Below are 20,970 nucleotides of genomic sequence, written 5' to 3'. Positions count from 1 at the left end.
GCGGAACTCGTTATAATCATCCAGAGTTTAAACATAGAGATTGTGAAAAGCGAATGAAAACAATTGAGGTTGATGAGGATCTATACCGTTACATTGCAAGCCAGACCCACCACATTGGCGAAAGTGCTTCAGATATCTTACGACGTTTATTAAAGGTAGATGCAGCCGAGACGGAACAGAGACCCGCTGCCGCTAAGACGATTGTCGTGAGTAAACAGGCACCAAAGGCAGAAGCCGTAGATTCAGTAAAAGAGATGCGCTCTCTACTGATTTCTGACGAGTTTGCTGGACTGAAAAAAGCCATTGATCGCTTTATGCTGGTGCTATCTACGCTGCATCGCTTAAACCCAGAAAGTTTTTCTGAGGCGACACAAGTAAAAGGCCGCAAGCGTGTCTACTTCGCAAACAATGAAGCGACGCTACTAGAGAGCGGTAATACCACCAAGCCAAAAGCTATTCCGAATACGCCGTTTTGGGTGATTACCAACACCAATACTAGCCGCAAAAGGCAGATGGTCGAACAGGTAATGACCATGATGGAGTTCCCCGCAGAGCTCATCGAGAAAATCACGGCTTCTATCTAAGATTTCGATTTAAACCTCATAATGTTCAAACTTAAACGAGTATTATGAGGTTTTTTGTATTTTTAAGCTTGAATTTGAAAGGACGTCAGTTATGGCTATACACCCACGCGCGGGCCAAAAGGCTTTGCAACAAGATCTACATAATATCCCTGCGTTAGTATCCAATTATTTCCTAATTCAACCGGAAGCGGGCAATACGGCACAAAGTGTTCAGTTCGGCACCTCTGGTCACCGCGGCAGTGCGGATAAAGCAACGTTTAACGAAAACCACATTCTTGCTATTGCACAAGCGGTAGCAGAAGTGCGCGCTGAGAAAGGCACGACAGGTCCACTGTTTGTAGGTAAAGATACCCACGCCTTATCGGAGCCAGCATTCGCGACTGTGGTTGAAGTATTGGTTGCAAATGGTGTTCATGTTATTGCTCAGGCAGACAACGGCTACACGCCAACACCGGGTATCTCTCATGCAATTTTAACACATAACCTAGTGAGCGATAAAAAAGCCGACGGTATTGTGATCACGCCTTCGCACAACCCACCGCAAGATGGCGGTATCAAATACAACCCAACTCACGGCGGCCCTGCTGAAGCAGAGCTCACTCAAGCGATTGAAGATCGTGCAAACGAAATCATCAGTAACGAGATGAAAGATGTGAAGCGTCTACCTATCGCCGTTGCTAAAGCGAATGATCTGTTTGAAGAGCGTGACTTGGTGAAGCCGTATATCGATGACCTAGTTAACGTTATCGATATGGAAGCGATTCAAAAAGCAGGTCTTAAGATTGGCGTTGATCCATTAGGTGGTTCAGGCATCGACTACTGGCGCCAAATTGGTGCTGCGTACAACCTAGACCTGACCTTGGTCAGCGAAGCTGTTGACCCATCGTTCCAGTTCATGTCTCTTGATAAAGACGGCGTAGTTCGTATGGACTGCTCTTCGCCATATGCAATGGCAGGTCTGCTAGCGCTGAAAGATGACTATGACTTGGCGTTTGGTAATGACCCAGATTACGACCGTCACGGTATCGTTACACCAAAAGGTCTGATGAATCCGAACCACTACCTAGCGGTATGCATCGACTACCTATACCGTCATCGCAGCGAATGGCGTGCTGATGTGGCAGTGGGCAAAACGCTGGTATCGAGTGCGCTTATTGACCGTGTTGTGGCAGACCTTGGTCGCACACTGTGTGAAGTGCCAGTTGGCTTCAAGTGGTTTGTTGATGGTCTTTACAACGGTGAGTTCGGTTTTGGCGGTGAAGAGAGTGCGGGTGCTTCTTTCCTTCGTAAAGACGGCACGCCTTGGTCAACAGACAAAGACGGCATCATCCTTTGCCTGCTAGCCGCAGAAATTACCGCAGTAACGGGTAAGAACCCACAGCAGTACTATGAAGAGCTGGCAGCTAAGCACGGTGAGTCTAAGTACAACCGTATCCAAGCAGTAGCGAATACAGAGCAGAAGAACGTGCTTAAGAAGCTGTCACCAGAAATGGTATCGGCGGAAACACTGGCAGGTGATGCCATTACTGCTCGTCTAACGCACGCTCCGGGTAACGGTGCGGCTATCGGTGGTCTTAAAGTCACAACCGAAAATGGTTGGTTTGCTGCACGTCCATCGGGCACAGAAGATATCTACAAAATCTACTGCGAAAGCTTCAAGGGTGATGAGCACCTAAAACAGATTGAAGCAGAAGCACAAGAGATTGTGAATCAAGTATTTGCTGATGCTGGCCTGTAAGTCTAATCTGACATAAACGATTAGCTCAGCTATTAACAAAACTGTAGAAAGCGGTCACCTTGGGTGGCCGTTTTTTTATGGGTGTATTTGGTGAAATACTTATCTAAAACCTATTCATAAATAGTAGATAAAAAAACACCGCCATATAGGCGGTGTAAGAAAATTTGACAGACAGGTCAAAAATACAGGAAGTACACACATCAACTAGGGGATAACTAGCCAAGGTGTGGTGGTAGAATTCTACCTAACTCGAAAATCGAGATTGCAAACACAACATCGCAAGCGCAGAGTCAATCGGTTCTAGAGAGAACCGAGCCGTTCAGACTCGCGTTTGCGGGATGAAATATAGAATTTCTCTGGCTGTTCGGCAATGGACAAATTATAATGTTTCAGATTAAAAAAACTAATGCATCAGAGAGTCGTTATGTCGAGACGTTTGCTCCCCTCAATTCGCTCAAAGTTTTTGAGGCCGCCGCGCGCCATTTGAGCTTTACCCGAGCGGCGGAAGAGCTGTTTGTCACTCAAGCGGCAGTCAGTCATCAGATCAAAGCGCTTGAAGAATTTTTAGGTCTAAAGCTGTTTCGCCGTCGAAATCGCTCTTTGTTACTTACCGAAGAAGGCCAAAGCTACTTTCTTGATATCAAAGATATTTTTACATCATTGGCTGAAGCAACCGATAAGGTGCTTGAGCGCAGTGAGAAGGGCGCTCTTACCATCAGTTTGCCACCTAGCTTTGCGATTCAGTGGCTGGTGCCTCGCCTTGCCGACTTTAACGAGCAAGAGCCGGATATCGATGTACGCATTAAAGCGGTAGATATGGATGAAGGGTCGTTAACCGATGATGTTGACGTTGCGATTTACTACGGTCGTGGCAACTGGCCGGGACTGCGTGCTGACAAGTTGTATCAAGAGTTTTTGGTTCCCTTGTGTTCACCCGCGCTTCTTCTTGGCTCTAAACCACTCAACACCCTTGACGATCTATCGAAGCACACGTTGCTTCATGACACCTCTCGTAAAGATTGGAAACAGTTCGCTAAGCAAAACAACCTTGATGGTGTGAACGTTAATCATGGGCCTATCTTTAGCCACTCAACCATGGTTCTACAGGCGGCGGCACACGGTCAAGGCATTGCTCTTGGGAACAATGTACTTGCTCAGCCAGAGCTCGATGCTGGTCGATTGATTGCACCATTTGATGAAGTACTTGTCAGTAAGAACGCCTTCTATGTGGTATGCCACGATAAGCAAGCTGATATGGGGCGTATCGCAACATTTAGAGATTGGATGCTGGCCAAAGCACAAAGTGAGCAAGAGGTATTATTGGATGACTAATCTTATTATTGATGGGCCAGAGCACGGTCCATTGTTTCTATTCGCTCATGGCGCTGGCGCGGGTATGGAGCATGACTTTATGCAGGATATGGCCACTCGTTTGGCAGCAAAAGGCATCCGAGTAGTCAGGTTTAATTTCCCTTATATGGTCAAACGCGCCGAAGATGGTAAGAAACGTCCGCCAGATCGCGCGCCAAAACTGCTAGAAGCGATGACGCAAGTGATTGAGAATGTCGCAAATGGCCAGCCTATTGTCATCGGTGGTAAATCGATGGGGGGGCGAATGGCGTCGCTACTTTCTGAGCACGAACTCGTCAAATCGATTGCCTGTTTAGGTTTTCCTTTTCATCCGCCGGGCAAGCCTGAAAACTTCAAAGGTGATCACTTGGCGACAATGGCCAAACCGTGCCTTATCTTACAAGGTGAACGCGATACCTTTGGTAAGCAAGAAGAGTTCGCCGATTTTACGCTCTCAGATAAGGTCGAAGTGAGCTTTGTGCCCGATGGGGATCATAGCTTTAAACCAAGAAAATCCTCGGGTTTCACCGAAGCGCAAAACCGCCAAATGGCCGCTGACCGTTTAGCGCTGTTTATTAAAGGCATCAATGACATGGAGGAGGTCAGTGCGTAGTCGTACACTCATTATCATTGCTGCGCTATCGGGACTTCTCAGTGTCGGGCTAGGGGCGTTTGCTGCTCATGGCCTTAAAAGCATGTTGTCGCCGTATCTTTTGGGCGTTTTTGAAACGGGTGTGACCTATCAGTTTATCCATACCTTAGCGCTGCTGTTATGTGCGCTTTTTGCATTACATAGCCATGCAGAGAAAGCCCAAAAGGCATTTCATCGCGCCGCGATTTGCTTTATCATCGGCATCCTTTTCTTTAGCGGTAGTCTATACGCCCTTGCGCTAACAGGAGTGAAGTGGTTTGGTCCTATCACTCCAATGGGCGGGGTGATGTTTATGGTAGGTTGGGGATTCCTCGCTTATGCTGGATATCAGATGACTGACGAAACAAACAAAGATGGAGTCAATCAGTGAAACAGGTAATGCTTTATTGCCGCTCTGGATTCGAGAAAGAGTGTGCAGGCGAAATTCAAGACAAAGCGACAGCCCTAGAGGTATTCGGCTTCCCGCGAGTCAAAAATAACTCAGGCTACGTGATTTTCGAGTGTTACCAAGACGGTGATGCAGACAGACTTATCCGCGATATCGATTTCCAATCGCTTATCTTCGCTCGTCAAATGTTTGCGATTGCGAGTGAGCTTGAAGCACTGCCATCTGATGATCGCATTTCTCCACTGCTGGCTGCGCTCGATGAAGTGGAAGACTTCCCTCGTTGTGGCGATATCCGTATTGAGACTCCAGACACCAACGAAGCGAAAGAGCTGCTGAAGTTCTGTCGTAAGTTTACCGTGCCAGTGCGTCAAGCAATGCGCGGCAAGGGTTACTTGTTTAATAAAGAGCATGCTAAAAAGCCAGTATTGCATATTTGCTTTATCGCACCGGGTCATTGCTATGTGGGTTACTCGTACCCGAACAACAACTCTGCGTTCTTTATGGGCATTCCACGTCTTAAGTTCCCGGCCGATGCGCCAAGCCGCTCAACGCTAAAACTGGAAGAGGCGTTTCACGTATTCATTCCTAAAGAAGAGTGGGATGAGCGTTTGGCATCAGGCATGTGGGGTGTAGACCTTGGTGCGTGTCCAGGTGGTTGGACGTATCAACTGGTTCGCCGCTCTATGTTCGTGCATGCGATTGATAACGGCATGATGGCGGATAGCCTAATGGAAACTGGTCAGGTTAAGCACCACCAAGAAGATGGCTTTAAGTTTGAGCCACCACGTAAAAATGTCACTTGGTTGGTGTGCGACATGATTGAGAAACCGTCTCGCGTTGCACAGCTAATGGGTGAGTGGTTGATTCGTGGCTGGGCGAAAGAGACGATTTTTAACCTTAAACTGCCAATGAAAGGCCGTTATGACGAGGTTCTGCAAGATATTGAGAACCTAAAGATCTTCCTGATTGAGAACAAGGTGAAGTTCAAGCTGCAAGCGAAGCACTTATATCATGACCGTGAAGAGATCACGGTGCACATTCAAGTGCTATCCAATATCTCGCCGCATTAATCTCGTTTAAAGCGTCTCTAAAAGGTCTAGGTGTTAGCGCCTAGACCTTCAAATCGAATATCCTGCAAATTAAAACCAAGCTCAATATCTGTCTTTAGCGCCGATACTTGCTTTGATTTTCTCGCCATCTCGATGTGTTCATCGAGCTTCTTACGATATTTAGCTGCAAGGTCATTAGAGGCGTATGCCGTTTCAATATCGTTGTACTCAGTTAAGATCTCTTTTGCTGCTTTCGGGCCAATTCCTGCCACGCCTGGTACCTGTGAAGAGCTTACGCCTGTTAATCCCCAGTAATCGGCAAGCTGCTCTGGTTTTACCCCAAATTCTTGCTCAATGAAGGGCGCATCCAGCCAGCGATGTTGGAAGTAATCTCGGATTTGCAGAGTCGGGGAGAGCAGTTGGCAATAGCCTTGTCGGTCGAGATAATCGTGACTTTCTCTCCATGACTTGCGACTTTCACCGCAAGCGTTGCCACCAAATCATCCGCTTCATCGCCTTCGGAGAGCAATGAATCAATACCGAGCTGCCACCAAGCGTCTTGGATTTTGTCGAGTCCATTATAGAGCGGCTCTGGCATCGGTTTTCGGTTCTGTTTGTATTCAGGCAGGATGTCACCGCGCCAGCCACGGTCTTGTTCGTGATGATCGAACACTGCAATGATATGAGTGGGCTGCGCTTCATCGACAATGCGACGAAGTGTACGGGAGGTGGTTTGTATGGTTCTTTCTATGTCACTGGGATCCGGCTGCACCGCATGGACTCGGCGGATCAGGTTTAGAGCATCGATGATAACAAGATGAATTGACATAAAATTAAGGCCACGGAGAATCGTGGCCTTATTGTAAATAAAACGCTACCGAGTTTCAGGTTTTATTCGCCGTTTGCGATGCGATAACACGGAATGTACTCAGAGCCCGGCAATTTCATGCGCTGCTGAGTCACAAAGTCACTGAGCAGCTTGTCCATTTTCTTCATCAAAGCCTTGTCCCCATCAATCATGAATGGCCCATGACGCTCAATTTCTCGGATGCCCTCTGCTTTCACGTTACCCGCAACGATACCTGAGAAGGCTTGTCTTAGCGCAGCCGCTAAGTTTTCTGGTCGTTGGTTTAGGTGCAGATCGAGTCCAGCCATGTTTTCATGGGTTGGGTCGAATGGCAGCTGGAATTCCGGCTCAATATGCAGTGACCAGTTATAGCTGTAGGCGTCACCGTTTTTCTTACGGTGTTCTTTTACCGCTGGCATGGCCTGCTTCATGATTTTGGCGGCTTTCTCTGGGTCAGCAATGACGATCTCGTAATATTTAGTCGCTTCCTCACCGAGTGTCGAACGTACAAACTCGTCGATAGAGCGGAAGTAAGCTTCACTCTCTTTTGGGCCGGTTAGCACGATTGGCATCGGCTGCTCAGCATTGTTCGGGTGCATCATAATGCCCAGTATGTAGAGCAGCTCTTCCGCTGTACCCGGGCCGCCCGGGAAAATGACAATACCGTGAGCGATACGAACGAATGCCTCAAGTCGCTTTTCAATGTCTGGCATGATGACCAGCTCATTGACGATAGGGTTTGGCGGCTCAGCAGCAATGATTGATGGTTCGGTCAAGCCAGATAACGCTGGTGGGCATAGCGCTGTTTGGCGTGTCCAATCGCAGCGCCTTTCATCGGGCCTTCCATTGCGCCAGGACCACAACCGGTACAGATGTTCAGTTCACGAAGGCCAAGTTCGTTACCTACTTCACGAGTGTACTGGTACTCAGTGGCATTAATGGAGTGACCGCCCCAGCAGACAATCAAGTTAGGGTCGATACCTGGGATTAAGGTGCCTGCGTTACGAAGAATGCCGAAGACCAGGTTGGTAATGTGGGTCGAGTTGGTCAGATTCAGGCGCTGGTTGTCTGCAAGGTGCATATTGACATAGACAATATCACGCAGCACCGCAAACAAGTGTTCTTGAATACTCTTGATGATTTGACCATCCACGAACGCATGCTCTGGTGGGTTAGTAAGCTCGAGCTTGATACCGCGCTCACGGCGAAGAACATTAACATCAAAATTTTGGTGTTTATCTAGTAGTTCTTTTGAGTTGTCTGTGTGGCTACCAGAGTTCAGTACCGCTAGGGTGCAGTTGCGATACAGTTGATATAGGTCACTAGACGCGGTCTTTTTGAGGCGCTCAACTTCGAGTTGAGACAAAAGATCCATGCTACCCGCGGGACTAATGTGAGTGATCATAAGCAAATTCCTTATCTAGAACCGAAGCTGCGATCTTTTGTGTGGGGTAAGAGAGAATAGGGTGTTCGGTGCCCACTGAATCGAGAACGCAGGTGATTTGGGTTCATTGTTATAGTTATCTATCGCAATGTTTATACGGGCGTCGTCGGCCAGAAATTACATGCGATTAACTATTAGAGTAGCAAATGTCAGGAAGGTTTCTATAACTATCTGAAAAATATAGCGAGATTATGGGTTCCACGCGAGCTGGTTCGGGCCAAGCTTTTGTGTGTGGGATAAGGTTTTGTGTAAGCGCTCTAACACGTCTTCAGGAATGTCATTTTGGCTAAACAAGGCACTGGTTGCGGTTAAGGTAATTGTGAGCAGCTGGTCGCGGAACTTAAACGGCAAATTACTGACTTTTTTCTGGATCTCACGTACTTTTGCCAAACTTGTCGCTTCGTTTTGCTCCGGCATAATCAAAATAAATTCTTCACCAGAGAAGCGAGCGACAGTATCGGTTTTGTCGACCGAGTTGGCGATGGTTTTGGCGATGATCTTTAGTGCTTTATCTCCGGCACTGTAACCAAAATTGTGGTTGATGCTCTTAAACTTATCAATGTCAAATACTACGACCCAGAGTGGGTGTTGGTTCTTCAGCCAGCGGCGGTATTCAATTTCAAGTTTATCCAAAAGGGCGGTGCGATTATAAACCTTAGTCAGTGGGTCAAGTAACATACGCTGAGACTGATCTTCCAAACGGCGGCGATAGTCTTGTGTGTTATCGTAAAGCGCTTCTAGCTGATTCTTGTTGTGTGTCATCTGCTCAATCAGCGCCGCTTCTCTTACTTCGGCATGTTGTAGACGCTCTGTTAATGACGCAAGCTGAGCAAACAATGGCGTCATGGCGCGCTTGGCTTCCTCTAAGTCTTGCACTGAAGCAATACCACGTTTACCACTAGAGACAAGGTTGTGCAGCTCCTTGCTCATATTTTGGCGCTGCTCAAAGTAGATTTGGCTTTGGTCGAGATTTTGCGAGTTATTCTTCAGTGACGAAGAAAGCGAGCCGTTGACTTGCTCCAGGAACTGCTGCGAGGTGCGGCGTTCATATTTAGTGGCGTCAATGACCAGTCTTAGCACCTGCAAGGTATGCTCGAGTAATTGATTCGACGAAGCGTCCGTGAGTAGCTTATAGCGGATTTCAAATAGCTGTTCACCAGGTTCACCATCGAAATCGAGCTCAGTGATGAGGTTTTGCAGCTCTTCATTGAGGCTGTGTAGTAAGCCACTATTCTCCGTTGGCTCCGCTTCTTTTGGTAATAGCGCAGAGTTGGAAGTGATGATCTTAGTCGCGCGTTCATAAATGGCCAGCAGCTTGACGGCATTGTCAGTGAGCTTCAACGAGCTTTTATCGTTGAAAGCCAATACGTTTCTCAGGTCGCGCTTGATTTGAGCAGGCAAGCCACCAATGCGCTGCAGCGTTTCGCCACTGCGCCTTGTTTGCTCTTCCAATGATAGCTGTTGTTTTTCCATCGAAGCGGACCTTTGACCGATGAGACGCTCCAAGATGGCAAACTTGGCACCAGAGTACTTATGTCCTTGTTATGCTCTAATTCTTGGCGGAGTTCAATCAGTTTATCGTCAATGCGCGAGTGGGCGCCAATATGAGTGTTACTGAGTGTCGAAATGAAACGTTTCAGGATGGCTTGTTCACGACGCGATTTAAGCGAAGCATCGCGATGAGCTACACGTAATTGCTCCACCTGCACTTTTAGCTGGTGGAGGTGCTCTAATGTCTCGCTATCCTGTGAGCTCATAAATCCTTTAAAACAAACCAGGTGGGAATCTTATTGATGTATTGATCGATAATATCAAAAAACATCACAACGTCACGTTATTCAGTGTTCAACTGCGGACTTTTTACTCACTCATCAACGATTTTTTGAACCCGTCCTCATTCTGGGAAGAAGAATGAACTTTTATTAACCCCTGTTTTATCGCTGTGCGACAGGCTTGTCTGATATTGTCGGTGGCAAGACTCGCTGCTGGCGCATTATCAATCGCCTTGAGGTAAACCCAATGACTTTGGCTTTCGTGCATGCTGACTTCGCGCGCCATATGTGTGGCGACTAATAAGATGTCGAGTAGCTCTTTGTCGTTGATGGCGGTATAGGCGCGAGGTAAGAATGGGTAGTTGGCCATGCCAACGCGCACGATACGGTTGATCTTACGATCCTGCTCAAAATCATTGAGCCAGCCTTGGATCTCTTCAAACAAACTTTCTGCAGTACGTGGCTTAATGCTTGGCTCGATGTACAGCAAGTTGGCGTCGGAGAAGTGATAGATACGAGCCGGCGATTCAATTTTGCTACGAATAAATTCACCAAAGGCGCGTTCTAACTCTAAGCCTGCTTCGTAACCGTTTTGCAGGTACATATTGCGAAGAAAGGGTACGTCAATCATGACAAAGCGCAGGCGATCACTGAGCGGCTCATTGATAAGCTCACCGACTTGCCACTGTTCAAAGTAGCGTTGGGTGCGTTGCAGTGAAGTTGGCAGGTTAGCATTAAGAAGGCGCAGATTTGGCAGACCTGAACGCGCGTGGGTAAACAGGTTCTCATTCAGCTGTTCTACCTCATTCTTATTGCGTCTATTGCTGTAGCTTAGGCGCAGTACCATCAGTGCCAAAAGTGAGGCCAAACAGAAGAGGCCAAGTGCCACTTTTTGAAACTTGTTTTGTTTTTCTAGCGCCTCTGCAAGCTCTTGCTCTTGAATTTCGTAATGCAGACCTTGTTCTACAAACTGCCTTTGCTTACGGAAGGCTTCTTCACTGATTTGATTGAGCTGTGCCTGCTGATAAATACGCAGTGAGTTGGCTTTCTTAATGTTGCTAAGGGCTTGTTTAAAATCGCCGTTTTGCTCATAACCGAGCGCTAGCAACTGATAAGCCTGCTGCTCAAGTGACGCTTGTTCAAGAGACTCACTCATGGCGAGTGATTGACTTAGTGTCAACGCTCGTTTCGCTTGCTCAATCACTTGTTTGTTATCTTGCTGAAAGTAACCAAGCCCGGCATCCAGCAGCGCAGCTTTAGTTTCTAGTTCTGGCAGATCTGAGTAGCTAAGCAGCTTTTCGGCACGTGCCAAATACTGCTCCGCCAATGGGTAGTTGTAGAGCTGCAAATAGGTGGAGGCAAGACTAAGGCGAATATCGATAACCTTTTCGATGTTTTTGTCGGTCTTCTTTTGGTCTATCACATTAAAGTAGTGCACCAAGGCTAGGTTGTATTTACCTTGCAGGTAGTACACATCTCCCATCTGCTTGAGCACGTCCGCGAGAATAGGTGACTCTGGATAGGTACCGTAAAAATCTGCCGCTTGCGACAAGTGCTCCAGTGCCTTGTCGAGTACTTGGCGCTGCATAAATAGCTTCGCTAGCTGTTGGTTGATGCTCGCGAGTTGGTCACTGCTGTTGAGTTCAATGGCTGACCAGTATGCAAGCAGCAGTTCAGACAGGGCTTCGTTGTATCGGCGGTGGTGTAAATAGTGTTTGCCAAATTTGGTATGAAAGTCGATTTGCCACTTTGATAGCTTGTCCTGCGGAATATAAGACAGTGCCGCTTGGAACAAGCTATTAGCTTGCTCAAAATCATTTTCGGCAGAGGCTATTTGAGCTTGCAGAATCTTGATGCGATAGCTAGTGCGGTTAGCTATGTTTTGCCCTTTTCGGATCGATTCAAGGTCACGCTCAACTCGCTCAAGTGTCGCTAAGGCTTTTGTTGCTTCATTCGTGGTAAGCCACTGCAGTCTGGCTTTTAAGATGCGCACATCCAACGCTAAAAATAATAGTTGGTATTTTTCGGTCATCGACTCAGCAAGCAGCAAACTTTGCATGGCCGCTTGGCTATCACCTAGATTGAACTGAGCCTTGGCAATGATCTGCAGCGCATTGACACTGCTTAGTGGTGTACGAATTCGCTGGTCAGTGTCATCACGCTTGAGTTTTGGTAGTCGGTCGTCATTGGGCTCAGCAAAAGTGCGACTGGTGAGATACTTGTTGGCAATTTCCAGTGCTTTTGCTGGTTCAATATCCACCAACTTATCCGCTTCCACCAAGATCGGAGACGTGAAGGACGTTTGAGCGTGAGCTACTCCCGCAATAAGTGAGCAAAGCAGAGCCAATACAGTCCAGAATTTTGAGCCCATGACGGTTTCCATTAATTGAGAGTGCTTACTGTCGTGCCATACGCATATTGTGAGAAGGTGCGCTGTCTTGGTTTGAGCGGTACGGGTTGATGTCCAAACCGCCACGGCGCGTGTAGCGAGCATACACGGTTAGCTCTGTTGCTTACAGTACGCCATAATATCTGTGAAGATACGCTCAACACATTGCTCGTGGAACTCATTATGTTCACGGAACGAGACAAGGTAGCGCAATAGGGCTTCACGGTCGATCTTTGCGCCGTGATATTGGATCTCGACACTGCCCCAATCAGGTTGATTAGTGATAAGGCAGTTGGATTTTAGCAGGTGACTGTGCAGCGCTTCTTCAACCACTTCCTCTCCTGCAGCACCCTCAAGTAGCGCCGCGTCGAAGTCGTAGCTGTCGATACGAATATCTTGGTTGTCGATGCACTCGCCCTTCATGCCTACGATCTGAGTGTTTTCAAAGTCGCCCACTGGGATAAGTTTGACCGTCACTGTTTCACCAGCGCAGTTTGATAGGTCGCTAGCGATGGTGTTTTGTACTTCATCCCATGAATCAAATCGCGTTTGGTTGTAGCTGTTGAGGTACAGCTTAAATGACTTAGATTCGATAAGGTTGGCACTGGTTGCTGGGATGTAAGCTTCACCAACGGCGACCTGTGGCAAGCCATTGGCATTGAGCCAAGAAATCTCATACATAGTCCAAATATCACAGCCTTGGAATGGCAAGCTATCACCGAGTTCAAGGTCGTCACGGTTTAGGCTTCGTGGTACAGGTTGCAAAAGCGAAGCGTCATACTGGTTGGCATAATCGGTCTTTTGACCCAGAGTGAGCCCCGAAAGCTCTTTCGCGTTGGAATATTTGCTCATAATTGTGTGATATTTCGATTAGAATAAAACGAATTTTACGAGATCCCCGAATAGCTGTCATCCTTTGTGCTCGGAAATCGCCGAACAATTGAAGGATGAGTGGAGAGCATATGAATCAAAGTGTACAGCAAGCTTTAGAGGCGTTTTCACAGCGCTATCAACAAGCTTGGCAAGAAAAGCATCAAACACTACCGGCCAGTGAAGAGCTTCACGGTTTAGTTTCCCCTTGTATTGACCGCAAAGATGACGAATCGGTGTATTGGCGTGCCTGCGTCCGCGACGTCCCTGAGCGTTTGGAAAACATCGAGCAAGGGATAGAGCTAACGCTACACGATGACATTAAAGCTTTCTATGGGCACCAGTACAGCGCAGACATGAATGCCACATGGCAAGGTAACGAACTCACGTTGCTGCAAGTATGGAGCGATGACGACTTTACCCGTCTGCAAGAGAATATTTTGGGTCACTTGGTGACTCAGCGTCGCCTAAAGCTCAAGCCAACCGTATTCATTGCGGCCACCGATGCGGATATGGATGTGATTTCTATCTGTAACATCACCGGTAACGTGATTCTTGAGCGTCTGGGTACCGATCGCCGTGATGTGGTTGCCGAAGATATCGAGACTTTCCTAAATGGTCTGGAGCCTGACGTTTAATTATGTATGTGGTAGAGCTTCATTTTGAGTGTTTTGATAACACCACAATCAGCGCGGTAGAGAAGGGCATTAACGGTCTGATGGACGCGCTGCGCTATAACGGTCAAGTGTTAGGTCGCGAGTTTCCTGTGGTGATGGGCGAGGGGAATTCTTCGTTCGCGCGGTATGCCCTGAGCAAGATAGCTTGCACCCAAGTAACCACTCAGATTTCGTAAAAGTGTGTTTAAAGCGTTTGTCGGATGCGTGTCTATTGGCACCTAAGGTTCGCCTTCTGGGGCGTGATATCAACTCAGAGCAAGCTGCAGAAGATGAAACGCCGAGCTGGCAAGTGCTGTACACCACCTATGTGCACACCTGTTCACCGCTTCGAAGTGGTGAAACCTTGTTGCCGATCCCGTTGTACCGTAATCCACCAACACTCAATGGCGACCATAAATCGGTGATTAAATGGCAAACCGAGTGGCAAGCGTGCGATGAAATCCAAATGGCAGGTGGTTGTAAAGCAGAACACGCTACGCTGCGCGAGTTGTCTGACGTAGGTAGTGACTTGTTTCGTCGAGGCTGGGATATTCGCGGTCGTATCGAGTACATTACCCAAATCCCAACGTACTACTATCTATACAAGGTAGGCGGTAAGAGTCTTGAGGAAGAAAAAGCACGTAAGTGTCCGAAATGTGGTGGAGAGTGGTTGCTTGATGAGCCGCTGCACGACATCTTTTACTTCAAGTGCGATTCATGCCGAATCGTCTCCAATATTTCTTGGGATCACCTAAAGTAAACAGACTTATCGGGTGAAAATACAAAAGGGGTTGAAGCTAAGCTTCAACCCTTTTTGATGCTTGGTGCAAAGGTGGTGAGATTACCAGCCTTTAACCACGCCACCTTTGAAGATATCAGAGGCTGCGTTGTACACATCTTCTGTTTGGTACGCTTTGACAAAGTTCTGAACGTTTTCTGCGTTCACATTGTCTTCACGCGCAACGATTAGGTTTACGTACGGAGACTCTTTGTCTTCAACGAATACACCGTCGCGTTGAGGTGTTAGGTCGATAGAGCTTGCGTAAGTTGTGTTGATGATAGATAGCGCTACGTCATCAAGAGAGCGTGGTAGCTGTGCAGCGTCTAGCTCAACGATAGTGATGTTCTTTGGGTTTTCTTCGATATCACGAACTGTCGCCAGTAGACCAACACCTTCACGTAGAGTCAGTAGACCTTGCTGCTCAAGTAGTAGTAGAGAACGACCTAGGTTTGTTGGGTCGTTTGGTACTGCGATACGCGCGCCGTCTTGGATTTCATCGACAGACTTCACTTGCTTCGAGTAGCCCGCGATTGGGTATACAAAGGTGTTACCTGCAATAGTCAGTTTGTAGTTACGATCCGCTACTTGTTGGTCTAGGTATGGCTTATGCTGGAATGCGTTGATATCGATAGAGCCATCATCAAGCGCTGCGTTTGGTGTTACGTAGTCGGTAAAGGTAACTAGCTCAACGTCTAGACCGTATTGCTCTTTAGCTACTTTTGCTGCAACTTCTGCAACTTGTGCTTCCGCACCTGCCATCACACCGACTTTGATCTTGCTGGTGTCGACTTCTTTTTCACCACAGCCAGATAGAATAAGTGCTGATGCAGCGGCTGCAATTGCGAGTAAATTCTTAACGTTGAATTTCATGACTCTCTCCTTGTTATAAATCTTAAAATCTCGATTATCTGTGGTCTACGCGGCGAACAACGGCATCACCGATAGACTGAATAATTTGTACCAATACAATGAGCATCACCACAGTCACGGCCATAATGGTCACATCGTATCGGTGGAAACCATAGCGAATGGCTACGTCACCTAGACCGCCACCGCCGACGGTACCCGCCATTGCTGAGTAGCTTACTAGGGTCACTAGAGTGATTGTCACCGAATTGACAATCGTAGGTAATGCTTCTGGAAGCAATACCTTAGTAATAATTTGGTATGGTGTTGCGCCCATTGATTGTGCCGCTTCTACCAGACCTGTTGGTACCTCAAGTAGTGCACCCTCAATAAGGCGTGCCACAAATGGAATCGCACCAACGGTTAGTGGAACGATTGCTGCTGTGGTACCGATAAAGGTGCCAATCAAAATCTTGGTCAGTGGAATGATCGCTACCATCAATACTAAGAATGGTACCGAGCGACCGACGTTAACAATGGCACCTAACACACTGTTTAAGCGCGTATTTTCTAGCAAACCACCTTTTTTAGTGGTATGCAGAATAACGCCCAGTGGAATACCCACGGCGAAGCAACCACACCTGCTACCGCAACCATGTAAAGGGTTTCCCATGTTGCCCCTAATAGTAGGTTACTGTTTAGAGATAACCAGTCTGTGACAGTGTTAAAGGACATAACCAAGTACCTCTACTTTTACATTGTGGTCACGAAGATATTGAATCGCCGCGTTGTCGTCTTGCTCATTACCAAATAGTTCTGCCACCATCATGCCGAATTTTACGCCGCCTGCGTAATCAAGATCGGAGCTTAGGATGCTGACATCAATATTGTATTTACGTGCAATTTGCGTCATTAGCGGCGCGTCTACAGTAGCACCGGTAAACTCTAAGCGAACAAGCGGGTAGCTGCCTTCAACACGCTCAGCTTGCAGCCTTGCTTGGTAGTCTTCTGGAATCGATAGATCGAGTGTTGAACGAATGAACTCGTGTGCAAGCTCGGTTTTTGGATGAGCAAAGATTTCTCCCACGGTGCCTTTTTCAACCAAGCGACCGTCGCCAATGATTGCGACCTCATGACAGATGCTTTTTACCACGTCCATTTCGTGAGTGATCAGTAACATGGTGATCTTTAGCTTGCGGTTGATTTCTTTCAGTAGTTCAAGAATCGATTGTGTCGTCGCAGGGTCAAGTGCGCTGGTGGCTTCATCACAAAGCAGTACCTTAGGGTCTGACGATAGCGCGCGAGCAATCGCAACACGCTGCTTTTGACCGCCACTTAGATTGGCAGGGTAGGTATCGCGCTTATCTGCCAAACCGACAAGCTCTAGAAGATCCGTCACTTTGGTTTCTATGTGTGAGCGCTCTTTGCCAGCAAGCTCAAGTGGCAGTGCCACGTTTTCAAATACAGTGCGAGATGAAAGCAAGTTAAAGTGCTGGAAAATCATGCCGATGTTGCGGCGCGCTTCTGACAGCTCGGATTTCGACAGCTTAGTCAGATCCACACCGTCAACGATGACTTCACCCGACGTTGGCGCTTCAAGCATGTTTACGCAGCGAATCAACGTACTCTTACCTGCACCAGAGGCGCCAATCACACCAAAGATGGTGCCTTCTGCGATATGCAGATTGATGTCTGCCAAGGCGTTGATTTCCTTAGCGCCTTGATAAAACACTTTGTTTACTTGATTAATTTCGATCATCTAAGCAACCTGAAGTCCGTGAGTAGCATAAAAGTTTGAACTACATCTCAATTGATAGAAGATGCTATGGTTTTCACCTTTTAGTGTCAATAGATATTTTTACGTCTAGACGTCTAAACGGCATTTTCATAGTGCCGTGACTATAAAAGCGTGTAATAATTCAGTTTATTAGCACCTATCTATAACAAGAGAGTGAACTGTGGCAAAACCAGCTGTTTTTTTGGATCGTGATGGCGTCATCAACGTTGATCACGGGTATGTGAGCGATGAACACGACTTTGAGTATGTTGAAGGCGTCTTTGAAGCGACGAAAAAACTGCAGGACATGGGCTATATGCTAGTGTTGGTGACCAACCAATCAGGCATTGCTCGCGGTATGTTCTCCGAAGATCGCTTCCTTTCTCTAACCCAGTGGATGGATTGGAACTTCTCTGATAATGGCGTTGAGTTCGATGGTATCTATTACTGTCCACATCACCCAGAGCATGGTATTGGTGATTACAAGCAAGATTGTAACTGCCGTAAACCAAAGCCGGGCATGTTTATCTCTGCTCGTGACTTCCTAAAGATTGATATGGAAAACTCGGTCATGGTTGGTGATAAAGCCGAAGATATGATGGCCGCTGAAGCGGCTGGCGTTGGTACCAAGATCTTAGTGCGTACTGGCAAACCGGTTACTGAGCGCGGGGAGTCTGTCGCAACTGTGGTACTTGATAGTATCCGCGATGTGCCGCAATACTTAGCTAAGTAATCAGTCGACCCAAAAGGAGTCATTATGAATACTTACGTTAAATACGGATTGGTTGCCGCGTTGATGGCGGGTGGTTTGACAGCGTGCAGTAGCTCGGAGCGGGCAGCGCCGCAAACCCCGTATCATGTTCTTCAGTATCAGTGCGATAACCAGAGCTTTCAGGTAACCCAGTTATCGAGCGAGCAGGTTCTGCTACTCATTGATGGCGAAGAGTATCATCTGCATCGTGTCCCTTCTGCATCTGGTACCAAATACTCTCTCGATGGCCAGTCGCAAGCTGAGTCTGAGGTTGAGCTGTTTAGTAAAGGCAGAGAAGGTATGCTTACCATTGCCGGTGAAACCGATAAAAGCTGCATGATGACTACGCGAAGCGTACCAAAAAACGGATATTGAACCTTTTAGACACCCATGAGCAAAAAACTCACCATACTTGATATTGCCAAGCTGTCGGGAGTCGGTAAATCTACCGTCTCTCGAGTGCTGACTAACGATCCTAAAGTAAAACCCGAAACCCGCGAGAAAGTGGAGCGTGTGATTGCAGAGCATGGCTATGTGCCCTCCAAGTCGGCGCAATCGATGCGTGGGGTGGCGTGCAAAAGGTCATTGGTGTCATTATCTCTCGTCTCGACTCGCCTTCTGAGAACAAAGCGGTGAGCAGCATGCTTAATGTGCTTTACTCGGCAGGTTACGATGTGGTGATCATGGAGAGTCAGTTCGATCCCGAGAAAACCAACGAACACCTGAGCGTACTGCGTAAACGCAACGTTGAAGGTGTCATTGTGTTCGGTTTTACTGAGCTTGATATCGACAAAGTGTCTCAGTGGCAGGAGAAGGTTGTCGTCATCGCTATGGATACCGATCAAGTTTCTTCTATCAACTACGACAATCACGGATTAATCCGAGCGGTTTTGAATAAACTGCAGGCACAAGGCGTCAATCAGCTTGCTTACATTGGTGTGGATCCTAGGGATAAAACCACGGGCTTGGCTCGCCTCAATGCATTTCAAAAGTGGTGTGATGATAATGATCAGCATGCCGAGTATCGTACCGGTGAACTTCATCATGAGAGTGCCTACCAGCTTGTTGATGAGGTAGTGACGGACTCACTTCAAGCGATCGTGTGTGCCAGCGATACCTTAGCGCTTGGCACGATCAAACGCTTACAAGAGCTTGGCCGAGAAGATATTGTGGTGACGGGCGTTGGTGGTAATGAACTGTTATCTTTCCTGTTCCCGAATATCTACAGCATTGATCCTGGCTATCAGCAAGCGGGAGAAAAAGCAGCTAACCTATTGATCAGTCAGCTTACTGGTAATAAAACTATCTCTCACCTCACGCAAGAAGCGGTGTAATCACGGCTTCTTTTTCTTAGCAGTTCCCTTAATCAACTTGGCGCATTTATCAACAATTATTGTGATCACACTCAATTAATGGGATTGTTCCCATTTTTGTTTGAATCATTCCGTGGCACACTTTACGCAACTTTTGGGAATGTTCCCATTCGCGTGTTGCGATATTATTAATACAACGAGACAAATGGACCTAGACGTCTTAACCCTACGTCTCTATATCAGTAAAAGGTGTACAAACGATGAGCAAAATAGCCCAGCAAGACATTGCAGCGATCATCGACGGTGTTGGCGGCGCTGACAACATTGCCAGTGTTAGCCACTGTTTAACTCGCTTAAGATTCGTTCTTAACGATACCGATAAAGCCGATAAGTCGGCACTAGAAAGCCTCAAGATTGTTAAAGGCTGCTTTACTAATGCCGGTCAGTTCCAAGTGGTGATTGGTACTGAAGTCGACGAAGTCTATAAGATGTTGATTGACTCAGCAGGCAAGAAAGCGGCGTCTAAAGACGATGCCAAGTTGGCTGCTCGTCAGAACATGAACTTTCTAGAGCGTGGTATTTCGCACTTAGCCGAAATTTTTGTTCCCCTTTTGCCGGCGATTATCACGGGTGGTTTGATTCTTGGTTTCCGCAACGTTATCGGCGACATCCGCATGTTCGATGGCAAAACCTTAGTAGAAATCAGCCAGTTCTGGGCAACCGTACACTCGTTCTTGTGGCTAATTGGTGAAGCAATCTTCTTCTTCCTACCGGTTGGTGTGTGTTGGTCTACGGTGAAAAAACTGGGTGGTACGCCAATTCTTGGTATCACGTTGGGTGTGACCTTGGTATCGCCTCAGCTGATGAATGCCTATCTCATTGGTAAAGAAGTGCCAGAGGTTTGGGACTTTGGATTGTTTGTGATTGAGAAGGTGGGCTATCAGGCTCAGGTGATCCCGGCGATGCTCGCGGGTGTGGCATTAGCGCTTATTGAAACCAATCTAAAGCGTATTGTCCCAAGCTACCTGTATCTGGTTGTGGTGCCATTCGTTTCAATCATTCTGTCGGTCATTCTTGCTCACGCTTTCATCGGTCCTTTTGGTCGCGTGCTAGGTGATGGCGTTGCATTTGCGGCAAAAGCGGCGATGACGGGTGATTTTGCAGTACTGGGTTCTATGGTGTTTGGCTTCTTGTACGCACCATTGGTGATTACTGGTATCCACCACACAACCAATGCGGTTGACCTTCAGCTTATGCAAGACCTAGGCGGCACGCCAATCTGGCCTCTAATTGCACTGTCTAACATCGCTCAAGCATCTGCGGTTGTTGGCATCATCATTATTAGTAAGCGTGAGGGTGAGCGTGATATCTCAGTTCCTGCGGCTATCTCAGCTTACTTAGGCGTCACTGAGCAGCTATGTACGGTATTAACCTCAAATACAAGTTCCCAATGCTCAGCGCAATGATTGGTAGCGCGATTGCAGCCGCTATCTGTGGTAGCGCTGGCGTGATGGCGAACGGTATCGGTGTGGGTGGTCTACCGGGCATCCTATCGATTCAGCCTCAATACTGGATGGTGTATCTCATGGCGATGTTAGTCGCGATGGCCGTGCCGATTATGCTTACTTTGTTCCTGTACAAACGTGCTCAATCAAAAGGCGAGCTAGAGCTTGCGAGCGCGTAACCCCATTAGTGGCTCATCTTGAGCCACTTCTTTGCTTTTTATTTTGACGAATTTCCAAATTGGTAAGTGAGATTAAACC

11 protein-coding genes and 9 pseudogenes are annotated in these 20,970 nt (G+C 47.4%); 12 read left to right on the top strand and 8 right to left on the bottom strand.

Features of this window, described 5'->3' with window-relative positions:
- The first annotated feature begins 53 nt into the window (after window positions 1-53).
- The 6 genes and pseudogenes from seqA (at window position 54) to rlmM (ending at window position 5,782) form a co-directional block, all read left to right on the top strand.
- Entirely contained in the window at window positions 54-584 is a 531-nt protein-coding gene (gene seqA / locus TZ48_RS21680) for a replication initiation negative regulator SeqA (RefSeq protein WP_112480682.1), read from the top strand.
- 91 nt (window positions 585-675) lie between these two features.
- Window positions 676-2,322 (top strand): phosphoglucomutase (alpha-D-glucose-1,6-bisphosphate-dependent), encoded by a 1,647-nt coding sequence (gene pgm, locus TZ48_RS21675; RefSeq protein WP_112480680.1) that lies wholly within the window; start codon window positions 676-678, stop codon window positions 2,320-2,322.
- A gap of 424 nt (window positions 2,323-2,746) precedes the next feature.
- Window positions 2,747-3,654 (top strand): annotated as a pseudogene (locus TZ48_RS21670) (transcriptional regulator GcvA).
- A complete protein-coding gene (locus tag TZ48_RS21665) occupies window positions 3,647-4,285 on the top strand; it encodes an alpha/beta family hydrolase (protein WP_112480676.1) in 639 nt (212 codons plus the stop codon). Before TZ48_RS21670 ends, TZ48_RS21665 begins: the two are co-directional and overlap by 8 nt.
- The gene (locus TZ48_RS21660; RefSeq protein ID WP_112480674.1) at window positions 4,278-4,694 is read left to right on the top strand and encodes a DUF423 domain-containing protein; all 417 of its coding nucleotides are present in this window, start codon (window positions 4,278-4,280) and stop codon (window positions 4,692-4,694) included. The genes TZ48_RS21665 and TZ48_RS21660 overlap by 8 nt, the downstream gene beginning before the upstream one ends.
- Window positions 4,691-5,782, top strand: a complete 1,092-nt coding sequence (gene rlmM, locus TZ48_RS21655; RefSeq protein ID WP_042473674.1) for a 23S rRNA (cytidine(2498)-2'-O)-methyltransferase RlmM — start codon at window positions 4,691-4,693, stop codon at window positions 5,780-5,782. The genes TZ48_RS21660 and rlmM overlap by 4 nt, the downstream gene beginning before the upstream one ends.
- A 26-nt stretch (window positions 5,783-5,808) precedes the next feature.
- Here the strand turns inward: rlmM and xni are convergent.
- The 5 genes and pseudogenes from xni to queF all read right to left on the bottom strand — a co-directional run bounded on the left by xni (window position 5,809) and on the right by queF (window position 13,065).
- Window positions 5,809-6,590, bottom strand: a pseudogene (xni, locus tag TZ48_RS21650) (flap endonuclease Xni).
- Window positions 6,591-6,652: 62 nt separating this feature from the next.
- Window positions 6,653-8,013 (bottom strand): annotated as a pseudogene (ppnN, locus tag TZ48_RS21645) (nucleotide 5'-monophosphate nucleosidase PpnN).
- Window positions 8,014-8,241: 228 nt separating this feature from the next.
- Window positions 8,242-9,809: pseudogene (locus tag TZ48_RS21640) on the bottom strand (GGDEF domain-containing protein).
- 103 nt (window positions 9,810-9,912) lie between these two features.
- On the bottom strand, window positions 9,913-12,195 hold the full coding sequence (locus tag TZ48_RS21635; RefSeq protein ID WP_112480672.1) for a tetratricopeptide repeat protein: 2,283 nt from the start codon (window positions 12,193-12,195) through the stop codon (window positions 9,913-9,915).
- Between the two features lie 25 nt (window positions 12,196-12,220).
- A pseudogene (queF, locus tag TZ48_RS21630) lies at window positions 12,221-13,065 on the bottom strand (NADPH-dependent 7-cyano-7-deazaguanine reductase QueF).
- 110 nt (window positions 13,066-13,175) lie between these two features.
- Between queF and syd the strand changes: the two are divergent.
- Window positions 13,176-13,721: a SecY-interacting protein gene (gene syd, locus TZ48_RS21625; RefSeq protein ID WP_112480670.1), complete on the top strand. Its 546-nt coding sequence runs from the start codon at window positions 13,176-13,178 to the stop codon at window positions 13,719-13,721.
- Window positions 13,722-13,723: 2 nt separating this feature from the next.
- Window positions 13,724-14,499, top strand: a pseudogene (locus TZ48_RS21620) (Zn-ribbon-containing protein).
- A gap of 81 nt (window positions 14,500-14,580) precedes the next feature.
- Here TZ48_RS21620 and metQ read toward each other — a convergent pair.
- The 3 genes and pseudogenes from metQ to metN form a co-directional block, all read right to left on the bottom strand.
- On the bottom strand, window positions 14,581-15,390 hold the full coding sequence (gene metQ / locus TZ48_RS21615; RefSeq protein ID WP_112480668.1) for a methionine ABC transporter substrate-binding lipoprotein MetQ: 810 nt from the start codon (window positions 15,388-15,390) through the stop codon (window positions 14,581-14,583).
- A gap of 34 nt (window positions 15,391-15,424) precedes the next feature.
- A pseudogene (locus TZ48_RS21610) lies at window positions 15,425-16,101 on the bottom strand (methionine ABC transporter permease).
- Window positions 16,091-17,125, bottom strand: a complete 1,035-nt coding sequence (metN, locus tag TZ48_RS21605; protein ID WP_112480666.1) for a methionine ABC transporter ATP-binding protein MetN — start codon at window positions 17,123-17,125, stop codon at window positions 16,091-16,093. The pseudogene TZ48_RS21610 and the gene metN overlap by 11 nt, the downstream one beginning before the upstream one ends.
- A gap of 199 nt (window positions 17,126-17,324) precedes the next feature.
- On the opposite strand from metN, the gene gmhB reads away from it, so the two are divergent.
- From gmhB to treB, 4 genes and pseudogenes are all read left to right on the top strand, one after another.
- A complete protein-coding gene (gene gmhB / locus TZ48_RS21600; protein ID WP_112480665.1) occupies window positions 17,325-17,876 on the top strand; it encodes a D-glycero-beta-D-manno-heptose 1,7-bisphosphate 7-phosphatase in 552 nt (183 codons plus the stop codon).
- A gap of 24 nt (window positions 17,877-17,900) precedes the next feature.
- Entirely contained in the window at window positions 17,901-18,269 is a 369-nt protein-coding gene (locus tag TZ48_RS21595) for an MliC family protein (RefSeq protein WP_112480663.1), read from the top strand.
- A 15-nt stretch (window positions 18,270-18,284) separates the two neighbouring features.
- A pseudogene (gene treR, locus TZ48_RS21590) lies at window positions 18,285-19,228 on the top strand (trehalose operon repressor TreR).
- 239 nt (window positions 19,229-19,467) lie between these two features.
- A pseudogene (treB, locus tag TZ48_RS21585) lies at window positions 19,468-20,891 on the top strand (PTS trehalose transporter subunit IIBC).
- Window positions 20,892-20,970 lie beyond the last annotated feature (79 nt).

Source organism: Vibrio variabilis (assembly GCF_003263785.1).
In the GTDB taxonomy this organism is placed as follows: domain Bacteria; phylum Pseudomonadota; class Gammaproteobacteria; order Enterobacterales; family Vibrionaceae; genus Vibrio; species Vibrio variabilis.
Note: the sequence above shows the minus strand (reverse complement) of the source record. Positions and strands in the feature narration are given on the sequence as shown.

Excerpts from the sequence above, each read along its gene's own strand:
- seqA (WP_112480682.1), top strand. The coding sequence starts at position 54 with ATGAAAACAATTGAGGTTGATGAGGATCTATACCGTTACATTGCAAGC.
- pgm (WP_112480680.1), top strand. The coding sequence starts at position 676 with ATGGCTATACACCCACGCGCGGGCCAAAAGGCTTTGCAACAAGATCTA.
- TZ48_RS21665 (WP_112480676.1), top strand. The coding sequence starts at position 3,647 with ATGACTAATCTTATTATTGATGGGCCAGAGCACGGTCCATTGTTTCTA.
- TZ48_RS21635 (WP_112480672.1), bottom strand. The coding sequence starts at position 12,195 with ATGGGCTCAAAATTCTGGACTGTATTGGCTCTGCTTTGCTCACTTATT.
- syd (WP_112480670.1), top strand. The coding sequence starts at position 13,176 with ATGAATCAAAGTGTACAGCAAGCTTTAGAGGCGTTTTCACAGCGCTAT.
- metQ (WP_112480668.1), bottom strand. The coding sequence starts at position 15,390 with ATGAAATTCAACGTTAAGAATTTACTCGCAATTGCAGCCGCTGCATCA.
- metN (WP_112480666.1), bottom strand. The coding sequence starts at position 17,125 with ATGATCGAAATTAATCAAGTAAACAAAGTGTTTTATCAAGGCGCTAAG.
- TZ48_RS21595 (WP_112480663.1), top strand. The coding sequence starts at position 17,901 with ATGAATACTTACGTTAAATACGGATTGGTTGCCGCGTTGATGGCGGGT.